The sequence below is a fragment of the Variovorax sp. GW821-FHT10B04 genome (genome assembly GCF_059415645.1).
In genome coordinates this window covers 817,098-835,858 of the sequence record NZ_JBWKNQ010000001.1, presented here as the reverse complement: position 1 = coordinate 835,858, position 18,761 = coordinate 817,098, and the positions used below count along the sequence as shown (strand labels likewise).

At 67.8% G+C, this 18,761-nt stretch carries 18 protein-coding genes; 9 read left to right on the top strand and 9 right to left on the bottom strand.

What is annotated here, in order from left to right; translation table 11 throughout:
- Positions 1–28: 28 nt before the first annotated feature.
- The 6 genes from AC07PZ_RS04005 to AC07PZ_RS03980 form a co-directional block, all read right to left on the bottom strand.
- On the bottom strand, positions 29–1,738 hold the full coding sequence (locus tag AC07PZ_RS04005) for a Mur ligase (protein WP_495293715.1): 1,710 nt from the start codon (positions 1,736–1,738) through the stop codon (positions 29–31).
- Positions 1,739–1,757: 19 nt separating this feature from the next.
- Entirely contained in the window at positions 1,758–2,771 is a 1,014-nt protein-coding gene (locus AC07PZ_RS04000) for a helix-turn-helix transcriptional regulator (RefSeq protein ID WP_495293714.1), read from the bottom strand.
- Between the two features lie 77 nt (positions 2,772–2,848).
- Positions 2,849–3,952 (bottom strand): M14 family metallopeptidase, encoded by a 1,104-nt coding sequence (locus AC07PZ_RS03995; protein ID WP_495293713.1) that lies wholly within the window; start codon positions 3,950–3,952, stop codon positions 2,849–2,851.
- Positions 3,952–4,941: a tripartite tricarboxylate transporter substrate-binding protein gene (locus tag AC07PZ_RS03990; protein ID WP_495293712.1), complete on the bottom strand. Its 990-nt coding sequence runs from the start codon at positions 4,939–4,941 to the stop codon at positions 3,952–3,954. The genes AC07PZ_RS03995 and AC07PZ_RS03990 overlap by 1 nt, the downstream gene beginning before the upstream one ends.
- A 55-nt stretch (positions 4,942–4,996) precedes the next feature.
- Positions 4,997–6,007, bottom strand: a complete 1,011-nt coding sequence (locus AC07PZ_RS03985) for a threonine/serine dehydratase family protein (RefSeq protein WP_495293711.1) — start codon at positions 6,005–6,007, stop codon at positions 4,997–4,999.
- 1 nt (position 6,008) lies between these two features.
- On the bottom strand, positions 6,009–6,410 hold the full coding sequence (locus AC07PZ_RS03980) for a RidA family protein (RefSeq protein ID WP_495293710.1): 402 nt from the start codon (positions 6,408–6,410) through the stop codon (positions 6,009–6,011).
- A 131-nt stretch (positions 6,411–6,541) separates the two neighbouring features.
- Between AC07PZ_RS03980 and AC07PZ_RS03975 the strand changes: the two genes are divergently transcribed.
- On the top strand, positions 6,542–7,441 hold the full coding sequence (locus tag AC07PZ_RS03975; RefSeq protein ID WP_495293709.1) for a pilin: 900 nt from the start codon (positions 6,542–6,544) through the stop codon (positions 7,439–7,441).
- A gap of 12 nt (positions 7,442–7,453) precedes the next feature.
- Here the strand turns inward: AC07PZ_RS03975 and AC07PZ_RS03970 are convergent, their stop codons facing one another.
- Entirely contained in the window at positions 7,454–8,869 is a 1,416-nt protein-coding gene (locus AC07PZ_RS03970; protein WP_495293708.1) for an MFS transporter, read from the bottom strand.
- Between the two features lie 193 nt (positions 8,870–9,062).
- Between AC07PZ_RS03970 and AC07PZ_RS03965 the strand changes: the two genes are divergently transcribed.
- The 4 genes from AC07PZ_RS03965 to AC07PZ_RS03950 all read left to right on the top strand — a co-directional run bounded on the left by AC07PZ_RS03965 (position 9,063) and on the right by AC07PZ_RS03950 (position 12,321).
- Positions 9,063–9,449: a response regulator gene (locus tag AC07PZ_RS03965; protein ID WP_495293707.1), complete on the top strand. Its 387-nt coding sequence runs from the start codon at positions 9,063–9,065 to the stop codon at positions 9,447–9,449.
- Positions 9,450–9,538: 89 nt separating this feature from the next.
- Complete coding sequence (locus AC07PZ_RS03960; RefSeq protein ID WP_495293706.1) at positions 9,539–10,579, top strand: hypothetical protein; 1,041 nt, start codon at positions 9,539–9,541, stop codon at positions 10,577–10,579.
- Between the two features lie 164 nt (positions 10,580–10,743).
- Positions 10,744–10,965 carry a hypothetical protein gene (locus AC07PZ_RS03955; RefSeq protein WP_495293705.1) on the top strand — a complete coding sequence of 74 codons (222 nt, stop codon included), beginning with the start codon at positions 10,744–10,746 and terminating at the stop codon, positions 10,963–10,965.
- A 69-nt stretch (positions 10,966–11,034) separates the two neighbouring features.
- Positions 11,035–12,321: an O-acetylhomoserine aminocarboxypropyltransferase/cysteine synthase family protein gene (locus AC07PZ_RS03950; RefSeq protein WP_495293704.1), complete on the top strand. Its 1,287-nt coding sequence runs from the start codon at positions 11,035–11,037 to the stop codon at positions 12,319–12,321.
- A 77-nt stretch (positions 12,322–12,398) separates the two neighbouring features.
- On the opposite strand, the gene AC07PZ_RS03945 is transcribed toward AC07PZ_RS03950, so the two are convergent.
- The gene (locus AC07PZ_RS03945; protein WP_495293703.1) at positions 12,399–13,226 is read right to left on the bottom strand and encodes a MetQ/NlpA family ABC transporter substrate-binding protein; all 828 of its coding nucleotides are present in this window, start codon (positions 13,224–13,226) and stop codon (positions 12,399–12,401) included.
- 150 nt (positions 13,227–13,376) lie between these two features.
- A complete protein-coding gene (locus AC07PZ_RS03940; RefSeq protein WP_495293702.1) occupies positions 13,377–14,882 on the bottom strand; it encodes an ABC transporter substrate-binding protein in 1,506 nt (501 codons plus the stop codon).
- Between the two features lie 240 nt (positions 14,883–15,122).
- Between AC07PZ_RS03940 and AC07PZ_RS03935 the strand changes: the two genes are divergently transcribed.
- The 4 genes from AC07PZ_RS03935 to AC07PZ_RS03920 are packed head-to-tail and all read left to right on the top strand — an operon-like array spanning position 15,123 to position 18,757.
- Positions 15,123–15,941: an ABC transporter permease gene (locus tag AC07PZ_RS03935; protein ID WP_495293701.1), complete on the top strand. Its 819-nt coding sequence runs from the start codon at positions 15,123–15,125 to the stop codon at positions 15,939–15,941.
- A 14-nt stretch (positions 15,942–15,955) separates the two neighbouring features.
- The gene (locus AC07PZ_RS03930) at positions 15,956–16,801 is read left to right on the top strand and encodes an ABC transporter permease (protein WP_495293700.1); all 846 of its coding nucleotides are present in this window, start codon (positions 15,956–15,958) and stop codon (positions 16,799–16,801) included.
- 14 nt (positions 16,802–16,815) lie between these two features.
- Entirely contained in the window at positions 16,816–17,610 is a 795-nt protein-coding gene (locus AC07PZ_RS03925; protein ID WP_495293699.1) for an ABC transporter ATP-binding protein, read from the top strand.
- 58 nt (positions 17,611–17,668) lie between these two features.
- A complete protein-coding gene (locus tag AC07PZ_RS03920; RefSeq protein WP_495293698.1) occupies positions 17,669–18,757 on the top strand; it encodes an ABC transporter substrate-binding protein in 1,089 nt (362 codons plus the stop codon).
- Positions 18,758–18,761 lie beyond the last annotated feature (4 nt).

The window sequence follows — 18,761 nt, the reverse complement described above, 5'->3', positions numbered from 1 at the left end:
CGCCACCGCCGCGCGGCGGTGGCCGCCGTCACGGCGGCGAGGTGTCGACGCCGCTTGCCGCCTTCGACTCCTGCGCCGCCAGATACTTCCAGTACGCCACGTAGCCCGACAGGTAATGCTCGACGTCGTCGATGCGGACCCGAAAGCTGTGGTGCTTGATGAAGAACGACCCTGCAATGCGCCCGGGGTTGCGGAAGAACATCGCGAGCTCCGGCCAGAAGTGGCCGTTCGCGAGATGGCGTGCGCGGTGCTCGAGTGCGCGATCGAACTTCTCGCGGTCGAAGCTCGCCAGCAGTGGGCGCAACTGCGGATCGGCGTCGATGCGCGCGAGCATCTCGCGCGCGGCCATCATCAGTTCGAGCAGCGTCGGGAAGGTGGTGATCCGCTCGAGCACGAAGTCGAGATAGCCGGCCACGTTCTGCAGCCCGAACAGGTAATAGCGGATGTCCGGCCTGTGGCGCGTGAGTTCGTTGACGCAGTAGCTCAGCCAGTGGTCGTGCGCCTGCCAGTGCCTGGCGGCGATGAAGTGCTCGAACGCCTTCTCGACCATTGCCAGCCAGCGTGGATCCTTCGTCAGGGCATACAGCCGCATCAGGCCGAAGGCGGCTTCGCCGTCGTAATAGATGATGCGGAACGGCTCCTTCACGTCGAGCCCGGGATGGTTCAGCACATGCACGAACCTGCCGGTCTCGGCGTCCTGCATGTGCCCGATGCCGAGGGCCAGGCGTTCCATCAGCGGCTCGTGCCGGCGGTCACCGGTCAGCTCGGTGTACTTCGTCAGTGCCAGCAGGCAGACCGCGTTGCCGCCCAGCTTGACCTCGGCACCGAGGTCGACCAGAAAGGCGGCCGGCGTGCCGTCGGGGAGCGTGGCCTCGCGGATCAGTTGCCCGGTCAGGAACGCCAGCGATCGGTCGATGGCGAGTTTCTGCGTCGGGTCTTGCGTGAGCTCCCAGGCTTCGAGCATCGCGTAGGTCGAGCTGGCATGCCGAAGCGTGTTGTAGGCCGGGATCGGGCGATCGAAGCACGGAAACCAGCCGTAGTGGAACTCGCCCGTGGGCTTCACCTGGCGCGCGAGGTAGTCGCTTCCGCGCGCGACGAGGCCGCGCACCAAGCCCGCGTCCCAGGGTTCCGGCAGCCGCAGGCCCGCGGACGGCCCGTGGCTTGCGAGCAGCCGGCTTCCCTCGCCGTCCGCGTACACGGCGCGCGTGGTGAACAGCCACACGGGCGATGCGTCGTCGGCCGGGAATTCGACCTCCCGATCGAAGCATCGCTTGCCGAGCACCCGCATGTTGGCGGCGTTCGGATGCGCGTGCTCGATGCTGCCGTCGTAGAGCGCGGCGGAGGCGCTGAGTTCCTGCGCCAGGAAGGCGGTCTGGAACGACGCATCGAACGAAATGCCCTGGGTGAAGTAGTTGCGCTTCGTGGCGGACAGGCGTGTCTTCAGGTCGCCCCAGGTCGTCTGCTCGATCTGCTCGACGATGTCGACGCGCAGCTGGGCCGGCTGCCGTCCGCTCTGTTTGACCCTGGCCTGCACGGCTGCCGCGCCCGCCTGCCAGAGGCTCGCGAGGTCCTTGCCGCGGGCGCGCAAGGTGTGCGCCCGCGTCGCGTCGTTGCCGAAGGAGAAGAAGCCGATCGTGGGTTCGGTCGCCGGCGGCGCCGCGTCGAGCGAGGCGTTCAGGCGCCGACGCGCATCGGCCAGCAAGGTGGCGATCACCATGACTTTGGGAGCCTGTTGCATGACGGCCGGCGCTGCGGCGTCAGCTCGGCTGCTTTTCCAGCGGCCGCGTCGCCGAGGCTTCCGTGTGGTCCTTGCGCATCGCTTGCGGACTCACGCCGAAGGCTCTCTTGAAAGCCGTGCTGAAGTTGGCCACATGGCCGTAGCCCACGCGGTAGGCGACTTCCGTCACCGACACCTGCCCCAGTTCGAGCAACAGGCGCGCCCGGGTCATGCGCGCATCGTTCATGTATTCGGATGCGGTCTTTCCATAGGCTTTCCGGAAGCTGTTGGCGAGCCGCCGTTCGGTCATCCCGTGTTCGCCGGCCAGGGCCGCCAGGTCGACCGCTTCGCCCAGGTGGGTGTCCAGGTGGCGCTTGAGCCGCGTCATCCGGGCCAAGTCCGAGCCGACCAGTCCGCCATGGGCGCCCGCACGGCTCTTCTCATCCATGCTGGAGAGAAAGCCATGCAACAGCGCCGTCGCCTTGGATTCCACCGAGAGCCCGCGATAGGGGTCGGCGGCGGGGGCGTCGATCAACGCATCGACGAGTTCGACCTGCTCGGCGCGAAGGGGAAACTGCTGCAGTTCAAAACGCCGGACACGGGAGAGATAGGGATTGATCGGGTCGTCGACGCTGCGCGCGTCGTCCAGGCCCAGTTGCTCTCGGAGAAAGTCGCGCGAACAGCAGACCGTCAGCGAGCGTTCGTGTTCGCCGGCAGCGAAATACTCTTCCTTGTACGAATCCTGCGGCTGCACCAGCGTGCTCATGGTGAACGGGCGCACGTCCTGCGATGTCGGCGTGGCGGCCTGTCCGACCCGGCTGTGCCCGGTCATGCGGAAGTGCAGCTTGAAGAAGTCGCCGCTCGGATAGCGGTCGATGCGGTCGGCCCGGTGCACCAGCTGCCCCATGGCGACATAGAAGCCGGGCCGCAGCCAGAGAAACTCGCGCTGCCCCTCGGTCCGGCCTTCCGGCGTCAGCGTCAGGCTGTGCACGCGCCCCCATTGGCGGGTGGCCACGACGCGATGGTCGCTGGGCACGCAGAAAGGAACACTCATCGAATACCCCCAGCCAGAAGCAGATGTCCAAGCATACTGCCGGCGCCCGATGAGAAACACCGGGCCGATGCCGATGCCTATCTGCTGGCTGTCAGGAACGCGAAGGCCTGGCCGATGATGAGGCGCGACTGGTCGACCAGGCTTCGCTGCCAGTCCGGCTGCCCGGGGTAGAAGAAGTCGAGCAGGTCGCGGCGCACGGCCGGCAAGCCCGTCCGGCCCGCCCGGCCCGTCCCCGAGGCCCACTCGCGCTGGTCGCGCAGCAGCAGTTCCAGCATCCGCTCGGACCGGCCGGTGCCGAACTCCAGCACGCCGGCGGTCACTGTCGCGTGGGGCAGCGCCCGCTCGTAGCCCGGCGTCGAATGTCCGTAGACCGGCGCGAAGTTCTCCGGTGCGCCGTGCTCGAACACCGCCTCGACGCGCCCTCCGAAGGCGCGCCGCATCCGTGCCAGCGCCTCACCCTGCTGAAGCGCCACCATCGAGCCGTAGCCGTAGGGGCCCAGGCCCGTGTGGTAGTCGACCAGGCAGACATGGCGCGCCGCCGCGCCGTGCACCTGCAGGATCTGCTCCATGGTCCGCCGCGACCAGGTCGGCTGCGTGCCGCCGAAACCCATGCCTTCGGGCAGCGTGTATTGGCCGCCCATCAAGGCGCCGTACAAGGCCTGGTGTCCATGCGTCTGCGCAAAAGCCGAGAGCTGCTGGTCCGCCGCCGCGATGGCCGCTTCGTCGCCGGGGTCGGCCGTGACGGCCGGGTGCAATGCCGCGTAGTCGGGCGCGCTCGGCAGCTGTGCCATGCGCGGGTAGTCCACGAAGTTGCGGCACAGGTCGACGTTGTCTTCCGTGTAGCGGCGCAGCCACGACGCACCCCAGGGATTGATGGCGTGCACCACCACCACGGCGGTGTCCGGCGGCAACTGCGCGGCCGAGACATCGAGCAGCCAGTCGATCTGGCAGCCCGAGCCGGCAAACAGTTCGACGCCATGGACGCCCGACGTCAGCACCAGCAGGCGCGAGGCGTCTTCGGGTCCGATGCGGACCACATCGGTCGCCAGCGTCTCGCCATCGGCGCCGGCCAGCGGATGGCGGTGCTCCGCAGCCTCCAGTCCGAGGAGCGTGCAGGCCGCCAGGAACTTGCGGCGCGCGTTGGCGTAGCTCGACGAGAACAAGGTCGAGGTCGGCGTCATCAATCGATCCGGAATCCGGACTCCTTGATGATCGGGCGCCACAGGTCGAGTTCGTTGCGCACGGTCTCCTGCAACTGTGCGGGGCTGCCCGCGGCCGCGGCGAATCCGATCTTGTTCAGGTTGGCCTGGATCGCCGGCATGGCAGCCACCTTGGTCACGGCCGAGGCCACCAGTTGCGCGTACCCGGCGGACGAGCCCGGCGGCGCGAACAGGCCGACCCAGCTCGATGCGCTCAGCGCCTTGGGATAGCCGAGCTCGATGAAGGTCGGCACGTCGGGCAGCGCCTGCTGGCGCGCGGTGCCGGTGACGCCCAGCACGCGGATCTTGCCGGCCTTGTGGGCCTCGATGTGGCTGCCCAGCGCGTCGACCGCGGCGGGAATGCTGTTGCCCATCAGGTCGGCCAGCAGCGGCGCGCCGCCCTTGTAGGGCACGGGCAGCAGATCGATGTTGGCGGTCTTCCCGATCACGTAGCCGATGAAGTGCGGGCCGCTCCCGGCCGCGGGAATGCCGTAGCTGCGCGCTTCGACCTTGTCCCTGGCCAGCACGAGGAATTCCGGCAGCGTCTTCGCGGGCTGGGCGCTGTTGATGGCGAAGGAGCTCTCGAAGGTGGCCAGTTGCGCGACCGGCACGAAGTCCTTCTGCGGGTCGTACTTGACCGAGCGCGACGTGAGCGGCAGCGTCGAGAACATGTGGCTGTTGCCCAGCAGCAGCGTCTTGCCGTCGGCCGGCAGCGAGCGGAAATACTCGGCGGCGATCTGGCCGCCTGCGCCTGCGCGGTTGTCCACGATGATGGTCGCGCCGAGCGGCGCCTGCATCTCCTGCGCGAACATGCGCGCCACGGCATCGGCCGTGCCGCCGGCAGGAAAGCCCACCACGAGCCGCAGCGTCTGGCCCTTCAGATCGCTGGGTTGCGCCAGCGCGCTGGTCAGGATGCCGGAGCCTGTGAACAGGCCCGCTGCGGCCTGAAGGAGAAGGGAGCGTCTTTTCATGGATTCAACCGGTGGATGGACTGGTGGTGGATCGGGCCTGGGGCGTTTGCGATGCTCAGCCCAGCTGCTGTTCGCCGCGGGCCAGCAGTTGGCTGTAGCCGGTGGCGTCCATGTTGGCGCCGCAGACGATCAGGCCGACCCTGGCGCCCTGCAGCTCGCTGCGCAACGGGCCGAGCAGGGCCGCCAGTGCGGCGGCGCCCGCGGGCTCCACGGCCAGCTTGGCGTCACGGAAGAGCACGGCCAGCGCGCGGCAGATCTCGTCGTCGCTCACCGTGACCATGCGTTCGATGTGGCGGCGGCACAGGCCATAGGCCATGGGCGTGGTCATCGGCGGCGCAAGGCTGTCCGCAACGCTGGTCGGCTTGCTCATCTGCTGCGGCGCGCCGGCCTCGAAGCTGCGGCGCATCACGTCCGCGGTTTCGGGCTCCACGCCGAACACGCGCGCCTTCGGCTGCAGCTTGCGGATGGCCGTGGCGACGCCGCTGGCCAGCCCGCCGCCGCCGACGGCCACGATGACCGCGTCGAGATCGGGAACCTGTTCGCCGAACTCCAGCCCGAGCGTGGCCGCGCCCAGCGAGGTGAACCTGCCTTCGAACGGGTGGATGAAGGTGCGGCCCTCGTCGCGCATCAGGGCCTCGACCATCGCGAAACCGGTCGCACCGTCGGGCGCGGTCAGCAGCTCGGCGCCGTAGGACCGGGCGAGCGCGACGCGCGCCGGGTTCGCGGTGGCCTGCACCACGATCTTGGCGGACACGCCGACCTTCTGCGCCGCGAAGGCGGCAGCGATCGCATGGTTGCCGGCGCTCACCGCGGTGATGCCCCGTTCGCGCTGCTCGGGCGTGAGCTGGCGGGCCACGTTCAATGCGCCGCGCGCCTTGAAGGAGCCGGTGTGCTGAAAGAGCTCCAGCTTCATCCAGATGTCCTGCACGCCCAGCAGGCGCTGCACGGTCACCCCGTGCAAGGGCGCCACGGGCGTCTGCAGCACGTCGCCCTTCAGCGCCGCCGCGGTGGCGCGGATGTCTTCCAGGTCCAGGTCGGGAAGCGTGTTTTCGTCGTTCTCTTGCATGTCAGGCTGCTCCTCGTGCGATCACTTCGATTTCGACCAGCGCGCCCGGCACCATCAGGTCGGCGCGAACGGTGGAGCGCGCCGGCGCCCGCGAGGTCTGTGCGCGGAAGATCGATTCGTACTGCCGGTTGAACTCGGCGAAGTCGTCCACGCGGGCGAGCCATGCGGTCGCCTTGACCACGTCCGCCAGCCCGAGCCCGCCGGTCTGCAGGATGCCCGCGATGCGCGTCAGGCACACCTGGGTCTGCTCCGCGACGCCGTCTCCCTGGATGCGCAGGTCCGCGTCGAGCGCCATCTGGCCGCTGACGAAGGCCCATTCGCCTTCCCGTCGAATCGGCGAAAAGTAGGGCATTGCACGGACCGGATCGACGGCCGGGGGAATGGAATTTTCAGGATGGGTCATTGCCGAAAAATTCTAGGATCGCTGCCGGGCGCCGTCTTTTGCGCTGCGGCCGAAGAGTTATGAGTTGGAACGTGCATGTGCGCTTCGGCCGCGGGCCTTGGCGGTATAACCACCGGCGAGGAGAACAACGAATGAACGACACCCCCGGCGACCGAATGGAGCCGATCTTCGGCGTGGACGCGACGTCCCCGCCACCGCCATCGCATCCTGATGCGTCCGACGATCTTCGGGAGCTGTACAAGGTCGCCATCGGCGCCCACAGGCAGGACTACTACCTCCGGCGCTTCGAGGCGTTCGACAGGACGGGGACCCGGTTCGGCTGGCACTGGCCGGCCTTCTTCTGCACCTTCTGGTGGCTCATGTACCGAAAGATGTGGGGCAGGGCGGCGCTCTACTTCTTCGTTCCCAATCTCATCGCCTTCGCCATCGGCGCAACCGCCGCAGTCGCACCGGGACTGACGGTGTTTGCCTATGGCGCCTACCTGCTCGGGCTGTTCGTGATTCCTCCGATGATCTCGAACGCGGGCTACTACCGGCACTGCCGCAAGCTCATCGCGAACGCGCGCAGCACGAGCGACCATCCGCAGGTCCAGCTCACGGTGCTGGCCGGCAAGGGTGGCACGAGCCAGGTCGCGCTCGTCCTGGTGCTGGCCATCGTGGTCGTCTCCGTCATCGGCATGCTGGCGGCCATTGCGCTTCCGGCCTACCAGGACTACACGGTGCGGGCCAAGGCCGCGAACGCGCTGAGCTACGGCAAGGCCGCGGCGACGGCGGTCGGCGATTACTACACGGCCCAGCGCACGCTGCCCGGCAGCCTGGCCGCCGTCCGGTTCGGCCCGCCGCTGCCGCCCGAACTCCAGGACGTGCAACTGAACACGTCCAACGGAACCATCAGGCTCGTGCTTTCAAGCGGACCCGTGAACGGGCGGACGTTCCAGCTGGTCCCTTCCGTGGATGCGGGCGGGCGCATCAACTGGAAGTGCAGGTCGGTCGACATGTCGCCCAACCTGCTGCCTTCCGAGTGCCGCTGACCTGGCGCAGCCTCAGGCCTTCCTGGCTTGCGCCTTGAACTGGACTTCGTCGAGCCAACGGAAGACGCCGGCCGACATCAAGGTGATCGCGCCCACCGCCAGGAAGGTGTAGCGGAAGGCCAGCGCGGTCGAGTCGAGCTCGCTCGACAGCAGCCCGACGAGCCCGCCGCCGATGGTGGCCCCCAGGCCCATCGCGAGCATCTGCACCATCGAGAAGAGGCTGTTGCCGCCGCCTGCGTCCGACTTGCTGAGGCCCTTGAGCGTCACGCTGTTCATGGCCGCGAACTGCATGGAGTTCGCGCCGCCGAAGATGGCCAGCTGGGCGACCTGGGCCCACAGCGGCCATTGGGGCGAGATCAGCGCGAAGGACATGATCGAGCCGCCGACGATGGCGGTGTTGACCAGCAGGAAGGTGTCGTAGCCGAAGCGCCGGACCAGCCCGCTGATCCAGGATTTCGACACGATGCCGGCCAGGGCGGCCGGGATCATCATCAGGCCCGAATGCAGCGGGGTGTATCCCAGCTGCAGCTGGAGCAGCAGCGGCAGCAGGAAGGGCACGGCGCTGCTGCCGATGCGCGCCACGAGGTTGCCCAGCAGGCCGATGCCGAAGTTGGGTTCGCGGAAGAGGCCGAGCCGGAACAGCGGTGCCCGGCGCCGGCGCGCATGCGGCACGTACACGAGCGCCGCCAGCGCACTGAGCGCGAAGAGCGCGAGCGACCAGGCGCTTCGGTGCGCGGTCGCCGGAACGTCGATCGCCAGCGAGAACGCCACCATGCACAGCGAGAGCAGCGCGAAGCCTGCGAAGTCGAATTTCGGAACGCCTTCGAGCCGCCCGACGGGGACGAAGCGCCTCACCGCCCAGAGCCCCAGCAGCCCGATCGGCACATTGATCAGGAAGATCCAGTGCCAGCTTGCCGTCTGAACCAGCCAGCCGCCCAGTGTCGGCCCGAGCAGCGGGCCGAGTTGCCCGGCCACGCTGACGGTGGCCAGGGCCGCGATGTAGCGCTCGGCCGACACGCTGCGCAGAATGGCCAGCCGGCCGATCGGCAGCAGCATCGAGCCCCCGAGTCCCTGCAGCACGCGGGCGGTCGCGAGTTGCGGCAGCGACTGCGCGCAGGCGCACCACACCGACCCGAGCACGAACAGCAGGATCGACACGAGATAGGTCGCGCGCATGCCGAAGCGGTCCGCCAGCCAGCCCGATGCGGGCGTCAACATCGCCATGGTCAGCGTGTAGGCGACCACGACCGGCTGCATGGCCAGGGGGCTTTCATGCAGGCCGCGCGCCATGGACGGCAGCGCCGTGTTCACGATGGTGGTGTCGAGCGTCTGCATGAAGAAGCCGGCCGCGACGATCCACAACAATGCCTTCTGAGCGGCTTTTTCGTCCAACGGTGCTGCCTGCAACTCGATTCCAGAACGCGGCATGACGCGCCGCGAGCCCACGAGTATCGGGAGATTCGGGTATCCGAGCCTGCGGGTCGGGCTCCTTTCCTGCAAGCGCCTCTTTGTGCCGCATCGATAATCCAGGCTGATTTGTCCCCTCGTCCGTACCCTTGCGCGGTGCCTCGACCGGGTTCCCGCGGGCATCGGCCCCGTGCTGCTTCATTCCTCTGCTGCCATGACGCTCCGCGTCTTTCTGATCGAAGACAACCCCTCCATCCGTGACCTGCTCGTGGGCATGCTCGAAGACGCCACGGCCTGCGAGGTGCTCGCCGTCGCCGAATCCCAGGACGAGGCCCTGCACTGGCTGGCGCGCAACGGCGAGGCGTGGGACCTCGTCGTCGCCGATCTCTTCCTGAGCGAAGGCTCGGGCATGGAGGTGGTCAAGGCGTGTGCCCGGCGCCTGCCGCACCAGCGCGTGGTGGTGCTGACCAACTATGCGGAGGCCGCCAACGATCGCGCGCTGTCGCAGGGCGCCGATGCGGTGTTCGACAAGACCGGCCAGTTCGAGGACTTCCTGGCCTATGCCAGCGAGTGCGCGGCCGACGGCGAACGGCGCCGCTGAGCCACTTCGGATGGGCGGACGACCGCTCGCGGTGATCGACGCGGCTGGCGGCACCGGCATGCAGCATGGACGGCTTTCGAGGAGCTTCCATGACGACGAGACCTCTTCTTGCCTTGGCCGGGTTGCCGGCGAGCCACTGGCTTCGCATGCGGACGCAGGCCTGGTTGGCTGGCGGCGCGGTGCCGATGCCGGGCGGGCCGCCGGGCAGCCAGCCGGCCAGAAGCTTCGTGAGCCACGAACTCATGGCGGCACTTGCGCAGACCCGCTTCAACCAACAGGCCGACATCGATGGGATCTTCAGCATCCAGAAGACGGCGGATTGCGTGGCCACCAGCCGGACGATGCAGCAGGCGCTGGGCCCCATGCCATCGGACATCGTCAGGCCCGTCACCATCCGCCATCCCGGCGTCGGCGACATCGAGGACCGGTGCAGGTCCGGCCCGTTGAGGCTCACGGTCTACGGCGCGCTGAGCCCGGACCAGGGCGGGACTGCGTCCGGATATGCGTTCCACCACGCGATGGTCGTGCTCGACGTGATTCGGGTCGAGCCCGGGCAGCGGCCGGTGGCCATCGTTCTCGATCCCAACGATCGGCAGCGCAATCCGGTCATGGATGCGCTGTTCGAAGAGATCACGGAAGAGGCGCTCACCGAGCGCATCGACCAGGCGCCTGATGGCCAGCCCCTGTGGTCGCTGTTGAGCAAGGAAGAAACGGAGCGCATCGACGCCCGCCTGCAGAAAGCGTCCGCCACAGGGCCGCTCAGCCGGGGGCAGCTGCCCTACAGGATCCTGGATCTGAAGTCGCTCGTCGAGGGCTCCGATGCGCGCTTCGAGGCGCTTCAGTTGATGAACCACCAGTCGCCGCTGGCGATCCGGCTGGCCACGCCCCAGCTCACGACGAGCGTCGATTCGGCCTCTGCGTTCAGCGGAGAGGAAAAGGCCGGACTGGCACGCCTGCTGGATGAGCACCCCGAGTGGATCGAGCATTTCGAGGTCCGCCCGGACGACAGGATCCCGCTGGCGGGCGGCAAGGGCACCCGGCCCCTGAGCGACGGGCTGGCGCTTTCGCGGCAGAAGGCGCTCAGGGAAGAAATCCTCGGCGAGAACCCGGCCCGCGGAATGTTCGACTGATCGACGCCGCGGGGCGGGAGCGGCCTGAAGGCCGCAACACAAACCGCAGTTGAAAACTCGAAATGGTTCTTTCTGGATCGGCTGACCCGGTTCCAGAATCTGCCTGAAGACAGCGCCAATGCCGCCCTTGCGGCACCGAAGTCGCATCACATTCAGGGCAGACCATGCAAGCATCCGGCATCAGCCAATCCTCGTCACCCGCGCTCGTGGCGCGTGCGAGCCAAGTCATCGAGCGCACGGGCACCGCCTGGCGCATCCCGCCCGCGTCGGCCCAGGAGATCGCGCGCCGCATGCCGGTCGGCTACGTGCCGATCAGGGTTCGCCGGCGTCGGCAGCAGGCCGGTGTCCGTGCCTACGGCAAGCCGTTGCTGGCGCACTCGTGGTGATGCGACGAGGCCCGCGCCGACGCAGTCCCCTGTTCCATTCCCCTCATTCCCAACCCACCGGAGCGTTCGATGTCGAAAGACTGGAAGTTTGAAACTCTGTCGGTGCACGCCGGCTATTCGCCCGAGCCGACCACGCGTGCCGTTGCGCCGCCGATCTACCAGACCGTGGCCTATGCGTTCGACAGCGCCCAGCATGGCGCCGACCTGTTCGACCTGAAGGTGCCGGGCAACATCTACACGCGCATCAACAACCCGACGCAGGACGTGCTGGAGCAGCGCGTGGCGGCGCTCGAAGGCGGCATCGCGGCACTGGCGCTGGCATCCGGCCAGGCGGCCGTGACCTACGCGATCCAGACCATTGCCGAAGCCGGCGACAACATCGTCAGCAGCACGGCGCTGTATGGCGGCACCTACAACCTGTTCGCCCACACGCTGCCGCAGTTCGGCATCACGACCCGCTTTGCGGACCACCGCGATCCGAAGAGCTTCGAGCCGCTGATCGATGAGCGGACCAAGGCGATCTTCGTCGAGTCGCTCGGCAACCCGGCCGGCAACGTGACCGACATCGCCGCGGTGGCGGCAATCGCGCATCGCCATGGCGTGCCGCTGATCGTCGACAACACGGTGCCTTCGCCCTACCTGAGCCGGCCGATCGAGCACGGTGCCGACATCGTCGTGCATTCGCTCACCAAGTACCTCGGCGGCCACGGCACGAGCATCGGCGGTGCGATCGTCGATTCGGGCAAGTTCCCCTGGGCCGAGCACAAGGCGCGCTTCAAGCGGCTGAACGAACCCGACCCGAGCTATCACGGCGTGGTCTATACCGAGGCGCTGGGCCCGGCGGCCTACATCGGCCGTGCGCGCGTGGTGCCCCTGCGCAACACGGGCGCCGCCATCTCGCCCTTCAATGCCTTCCTGATCCTGCAAGGCATCGAGACGCTCGCATTGCGCGTCGACCGCATCAGCAGCAACGCGCTGGCGGTGGCGCAGCACCTGAAGTCGCATCGCGCGGTGAAATGGGTCAACTACGCGGCACTGGAAGACCATCCGGACCATGCGCTGGCGCAGAAGTACCTGGGCGGCCGGGCGAGTGGCGTGCTGACCTTCGGCATCGGCTCCGGCCGGGCCGGCGGGGCGAAGTTCCTCGATGCGCTGAAGCTCTTCACGCGGCTCGTCAACATCGGCGACGTGCGCTCGCTGGCGACCCATCCGGCGTCCACCACGCACCGCCAGCTGGCGCCCGACGAACTGGCCCGCGCCGGCGTGACCGAAGACACGGTGCGGCTGTCGGTCGGCATCGAGCACATCGACGATCTGCTGGCGGACGTCGACCAGGCACTCGCAGCGGCAAGCTGAACGACGCGACGACATGAAAGAAGGGGTGGTGCCGGAGAGGCACCACCCCTTTTGTCATTGCCCGCGACTGCGGCGCGTCACTTCGAGAAGTAGTCCGGCAGCCGGTAGCCGGCCCAGGCCGGGTTGGCCTGGAACAGGGTCTGGAACTCGGGCGACTGGTAGGCCTGCACGATGTCCTTGGCAAAGGGCGCGTTCTCGTTGCCGCGCTTCACGGCGACCACGTTCACGTAGGGCTGCGTCATGTCTTCCAGCTTCAGCGCGTCGGTCAGCCTGAGGCCGGACGCGACCGCGAAGTTGCCCTGGATCGCAGCCAGGTCGGCGTCCGACAGCGAGCGCGGTGCCTGCGCGGTATCGATCGGTATCAGCTTCAGGTGCTTCGGATTGCTGGCCACGTCGCGTTCCGACACGCTCAGCGGGTTCGTGCCGGGCTTGAGCTGGATCCAGCCGATGCCCGCGAGGATGTTGAGTGCGCGCGTCGCGTTGACCGGGTCGGCCGGCAGCGTGACGATCGCGCCGTCGGGCACGGTGTCGAGCGACTTGTGGCGTTGCGAGTACAGGCCCATCGGCGGCGTCGGCACCTGCACGATCGGCACCAGGTCGAAGCCCTGCTGCTTGTTGGTCGCATTGAGGTAGAGCGTGTGCTGGAAGATGTTCGCGTCGATCTGTCCGCGCTCGACCGCGTCGTTGGGCTGAACGCCCTGGCTGAACTCGACGTACTTGACCGTGTAGCCCTGCTTCTTCAGCAGCGGCTCGATGCCCTTGGCGAAGGCATCGCGATAGGGCCCGGGCATGAAGCCGACGCGCAGGTCGACCGCATGCGCGGCAACGCTCACGAGCAGCGTGGCGAGAACGGCGCCGAGCCGCAGGGTGGGACGGCTGGCCGCCGTGAGGGAGAAGAGAGACATCGAAACTCCGGAGGGGTTGGAACATGACGAGTCCAACGCCACGCGATGGACCTGCCCGTGCACTCTAGGGAGCGCCCCCGTTGGCCGGAACGAAGATTTCCGAACTTGGTTATGCGTTGCGGCGTTGCGGCGCCGCGCACGATGGCGCGCCTAGGCCCAGCTCAGCGCAGCAATGTCGTTCACGAAGATCGGCGCGTCCTTCCACAGCCCGCGCAGGTTGCGCGACGCCACGGTGATGAACTGCGGCTGGAACAGGAACACGTTGGCGGCGTCTTCGGCCAGCAGGCGTTGTGCGTCGCCGAGCTGGCGGTTGCGTTCGGCCGTCGTCGGCGCGTTGCGGATCTTGTCGAAGATGGCGTTGAACTTCGGCGACTGGTAGCCCCAGTAGTACTCGGGCTTGGTGTAGTTGACGAGGTCGAAGGGCTCGACGTGCAGGATGAGCGACAGGTCGTAGTTCTTGTTGCCGTAGGTGCCGCTGATCCATTGCGCCCATTCGACGTTCTGGATCTTCGCCACGATGCCGATCTTGGCCAGTTGTGCCGCAATGAACTCGCCACCCTGGCGTGCATAGGGCGGCGGTGGCAGCACGAGGCTCAGTTCCAGCGGCGTCTTCACGCCGGCCTCGGCCAGCAGGCGCTTGGCCTTCTCGACGTCGTAGGGGTTGATGCCGGTGGTGTCGACGTAGCCCGGCGCGCCCGGCACGTAGTGGCTGCCGATCGGCACGCCGCGGCCGTCCATGGCGGCGTCGATCACCGCCTTGCGGTCGATCGCGGCCGAGATCGCGCGGCGCACGCGCACGTCGTCCAGCGGCTTCTTGCGGTTGTTGATCGCCAGGATCGCCTTGCCGCGCGAGGCGTTGAACACCACCTGGAAGCGCCGGTCGTTCTGGAACTGCGGCAGGCTGCGCGACACCGACGCGTGCGGGAAGAGGTCGATGTCGTTCGACAGCAGCGCCGCCACCTGCGCGGCCGGCTCGGAGATGAAGCGGAAGGTCACCTTGCGGATCTGCACCGTGTCGGCGCTGCGGTAGCCGTCCCACTTCGACAGCGCGATGCTCGAACCCTTGGCCCAGTTCTCGAGCTTGTACGGGCCGGTGCCCACCGGCTTGGTGGTGTTGGTGTCGACCGTCTTCGGCTCGACCACGATGGCCGTGGCCTGGCCGAGGATGAACAGCAGATCGGGATCGATCTCCTTGTTGATCAGCACCACGGTGTGGTCGTCGACCACCTGGGTCGTGATGTTGGCGAAGGTGCGCTTGTCCTTGTTCGTGCTGTCGGCGGCTGCCGCCCGGTCGAAGGAGTACTTCACGCTGTGCGCATTGAACGGTTCGCCGTTGTGGAACTTCACGCCGCGGCGCAGCCGGAAGGTGATGGTGCGCAGGTCGGGCGACACCTCCCAGCCTTCGGCCAGCAAGGGCGTGACGCTGCCGTCGGAATGGATCTTGGTCAGCGTCTCGAAGACGTTGTAGTGCACGACTTCGGCGATTTCCGCGCCGGCCTTGGCGGTCGGGTCGAGACCGGTCGGCTCGAGCGTCAGCCCGATGATCAGCGTGTCCTTGCGGCGAGCCTGCGCGAGAGCGGTGGTGCTGAAAGCGAGTGGGGCGAGTGGCGTGAGTGCTGCTGCGCCGGTGGCCAGCAGGGTGCGTCGATTCAGCACGTGGAGATGTCCTTGAGGAAGAGGGGCCGCATCTTCGTGTGGCCGGCGCGGCGGCGCAACCAGATGCTTATGACCGAATCGTCCGAAGACGCAGGTCGCGCCGCAGAACCGCATGCCCATGCTTTGGCTATGTACAAATGAATTAACGGTCGTTCCCATGTGCGGTCCGGCTTCGGACAATCCGACGCTTTCGCTCCGCGTACACAACCGCACCGGTGCTTCCCGCCCGCCTCCCTTTCCATGCTGCCCGCCACCACCGAGTACCTGCCCGCCGACCGGCCGCGCCGCGATTTCGCCAAAGTCCTGGGCGGCATCTCGCTCGGCGGCTGGCCGTTTCCGCTGGCGTTGCTGCTGCTCTGGTACCTCGGCGCCCATTACGAATGGATTGCGCCGCAGGTGCTGCCGTCGCCTGCCGCCGTGTGGTCGACGTTGGTCGACATGTTCGCCACCGGCGAGATCTGGGGCCATCTGCAGGTCAGCATGATCCGCGTGTTCGCCGGCTTCGCGCTCGGGCTCGTGGTGGGCGGCGCACTGGGCGTCGCGATGGGCCTGTCGCCGCTCTTCAAGGACTACGTCTATCCGCTGTTCAAGGCCTTCAGCCAGATTCCGGTGCTGGGCTGGCTGCCCCTGCTGATGCTGCTGGTGGGCATCGACGAAACGCTCAAGATCATCCTGATCGCCAAGGCGGCGCTGGTGCCGGTTGCGCTCAACACCTACAAGGGCATCGAAGGCGTGCCGACCCGCTACATCGAGGTGGCGCGCGTGCTGCGCTTCACGCGCTGGCAGCTGCTGACCAAGGTGGTCTTCCCGTCGGCATTCGCGCCGATCTGGAACGGCGTGCGCTACGGCTTCACGCATGCCTGGCTGTCGCTGGTGGTGGTCGAGCTGCTGGCCTCGAGCGAAGGCATCGGCTACCTGATCGTCTATGGCCGGCAGCTGTTCCAGCTCGACGTGGTGCTGGCGGCGGTGGTGGTGGTCGGCGCGGTGGGCTTCGCACTGGACCGGGCGCTCGCCTGGGTCGAGACACGGCTCACGCGCTGGCGCAGGGCTGGCTTCTAGGCTGAAGGACTCCCATGACCGACACACGTACGCAGGCGGCCGATGCCGTCCCGCGCAGCCCGCGGCATGCCCGCCCGCATCCGCGACCGCATCCCGTCCCCAAGGCGCTGCGCGGCTGGGTGCTGCCGCTCGGCCTGCTGCTCGTCTGGTGGACGGCTTTCCACTTCGGCTGGAGCACCTCGCCGCTGCTGGTCTCGCCGGGCGCCGTGTGGGCGCGCGCCGTGAGCTACACCGCCAGCGGCGAGCTGCAGACCGCGCTCGGCGCCAGCCTCTGGCGCAACCTGGCGGGCTTCGCCATCGGTGCCGGCGCCGGCCTGGTCTTCGGCGCGGTGCTGGGCTTTTCGCGCGCCTTCGAGCAGGCCGTGGGGCCCAGCTTCCACACGCTCAAGCAGATCTCGCTGTTCGCCTGGATTCCGCTGATCTCGGTGTGGTTCGGCCTGGGCGATGCGGCCAAGGTCGCGTTCCTGTCGTTGGCGGCCTTCTTCCCGGTGGTGCTGAACACCTTCGAGGGCATCCGCAGCGTGCCGCGCGAGTTCATCGAGGTGGCGCGGGTGCTGCGCTTCAGCCGTGCCCAGATGCTCTCGCGGGTGGTGCTGCCGAGCGCGTCGCCGTCGATCTTCGCGGGCATCCATCTGGCGCTGATCTATGCGTGGCTCGCCACGCTCGGCGCCGAGTACCTGCTGGTCGCGGGCAAGGGCATCGGCAACACCATGATCGACGGGCGCGAACACTTCCAGATGGACCTGGTGATCTTCGGCGTGATCGTCGTCGGGCTCGTCGGCTTCTCGCTCAACTGGGTGGCGACGCGCATCGAGCGCCGGCTGCTCGCCTGGCGCGGCCACACGGTCGCGCAGTTCTGAAGGACACGCATTCCATGGCCAACAACGCAGGCACGCTGGACATCCGGCATCTCAGCAAGCAGTACCAGGTCGAGGGCGCACCGCTGAAGGTGCTCGACGACATCACGCTGCACATCGAACCCGGCGAATTCGTGAGCATCGTCGGCACCAGCGGCTGCGGCAAGTCGACCCTGCTGCGTCTGGTGGTCGGGCTCGAGGAGGACTACCAGGGCGAGCTGCTGCTCGACGGCAAGCGCATCGCCGGCACCAGCCTCGACCGGGGCATCGTGTTCCAGGAGCACCGGTTGTTTCCGTGGCTCACGGTGGAAGACAACATCGGCCTCGGCCTGCTCAATGCGCCGCTGACCGAAGGGCAGAAGCGCCACCAGGTGCGCGACCACATTGCGCTGGTCGGGCTGCAGGGCTTCGAGAAGGCCTGGCCGCACCAGCTGTCGGGCGGCATGTCGCAACGCGTGGCCATCGCACGCGCGCTGGTCAACCGGCCCGAGATCCTGCTGCTGGACGAGCCCTTCGGCGCGCTCGACGCCATCACCCGCGCGCACCTGCAGCAGGAGCTGCAGCGCATCTGGCAGGCCGAGGGCATCACCACGATCCTGGTCACGCACGATGTCGAGGAGGCGGTGTTCCTCGGCGACAAGGTGGTCGTGATGGCGCCGCGCCCGGGGCGCATCCGCCGCATCGTGCCGGTGCCGCTCGCGCATCCGCGCGACCGGACATCGGCCGAGTTCACCGAGGTCAAGAACGGCGTGCTCGCGGAGTTCGCGGGCGACGACCGGGTGGCTTCGGGCGAACTGCTGGCCGCGCACTGACGGCGGCCACCGCTTCGCGCGGCGCTCTTATTTCTTCTTTCATTCCAGAGGTATCTCCATGCATTCCCATTCCTTCGGCCGACGGCCCTTCATCGCCCTCGCGGCTGCCGCCATCGGTCTGCTCGGGGCCGCTGCCCATGCTGCAGAAGGCCTGCCGCAGGTGATCCGCCTGGCGGCGCCCGAGCAGGGCAGCCAGGGCAAGTCGTTCGCGGGCGCGGGCCCGGTGTCCCTGGCGTATGCGAGCAAGGCGCTCGAGGCCGAGTTCGAGAAGGACGGCGTGAAGATCGAATGGAAGTTCTTCAAGGGCGCCGGCCCCGCGATCAACGAGGCACTGGCCACCGGCCAGCTCGACGTGGTGTTCCTCGGCGACCTGGCCGGCGTCATCGGCCGCGCCAATGGCCTCAAGACGCGGCTCGTGCACGCGGGCGGCCGCGGCAGCAACAGCTACCTCGCCACGGCGCTGGGCTCCAACATCCAGAGCTTCAAGGACCTGAAGGGCAAGCGCGTGGCCGTGCTGCGCGGCACCGCCTACCAGCTGTCGTTCAACCGGCTGCTGGAAGACCAGGGGCTGACCGAGAAGGACGTGCGCTTCACCAACCTCGACTGGCCGACGTCCAAGGCGGCGGTCGTGAGCAAGGACATCGACGCCACCTTCGGCGGCTCCGACCTGCAACTGCTCAAGATCGCGGGCACCGCGGACATCCCGGTCAGCACGCGCGGCAAGGGCCCGATCTATGGCATCAACTCCGGCACGATCGCCACGGACGACTTCGCGAAGAAGTACCCCGAGGCACTCACCCGCCTGATCAAGGTCCTGGTGAAGCAGGCGCAGGCCGCGTCGGACGAGAGCCAGCGTGCAGCCCTGTTCGCGCGCTATCACGAGATCAGCGGCCTGCCGGTGGCGCTGTTCACCAGCGACTTCGAGGGCACCACGATCAAGGAGCGCTTCTCGCCGCTGCTGGACGACGGCTTCGTGTCGCACTACGTGGACGTGATCGACGGCGCCAGGAAGATCGGCATCATCCGCCAGACCTATGACGCGAAAGCCTGGGCCGACCCGAGCTTCCTGAACCGTGCGCTGGCCGAACTCAAGCTCGAAGGCTTCTGGGCACCGACCAACGTGGCCGGCCTGGTGGCGAAGAAGTAGGCCG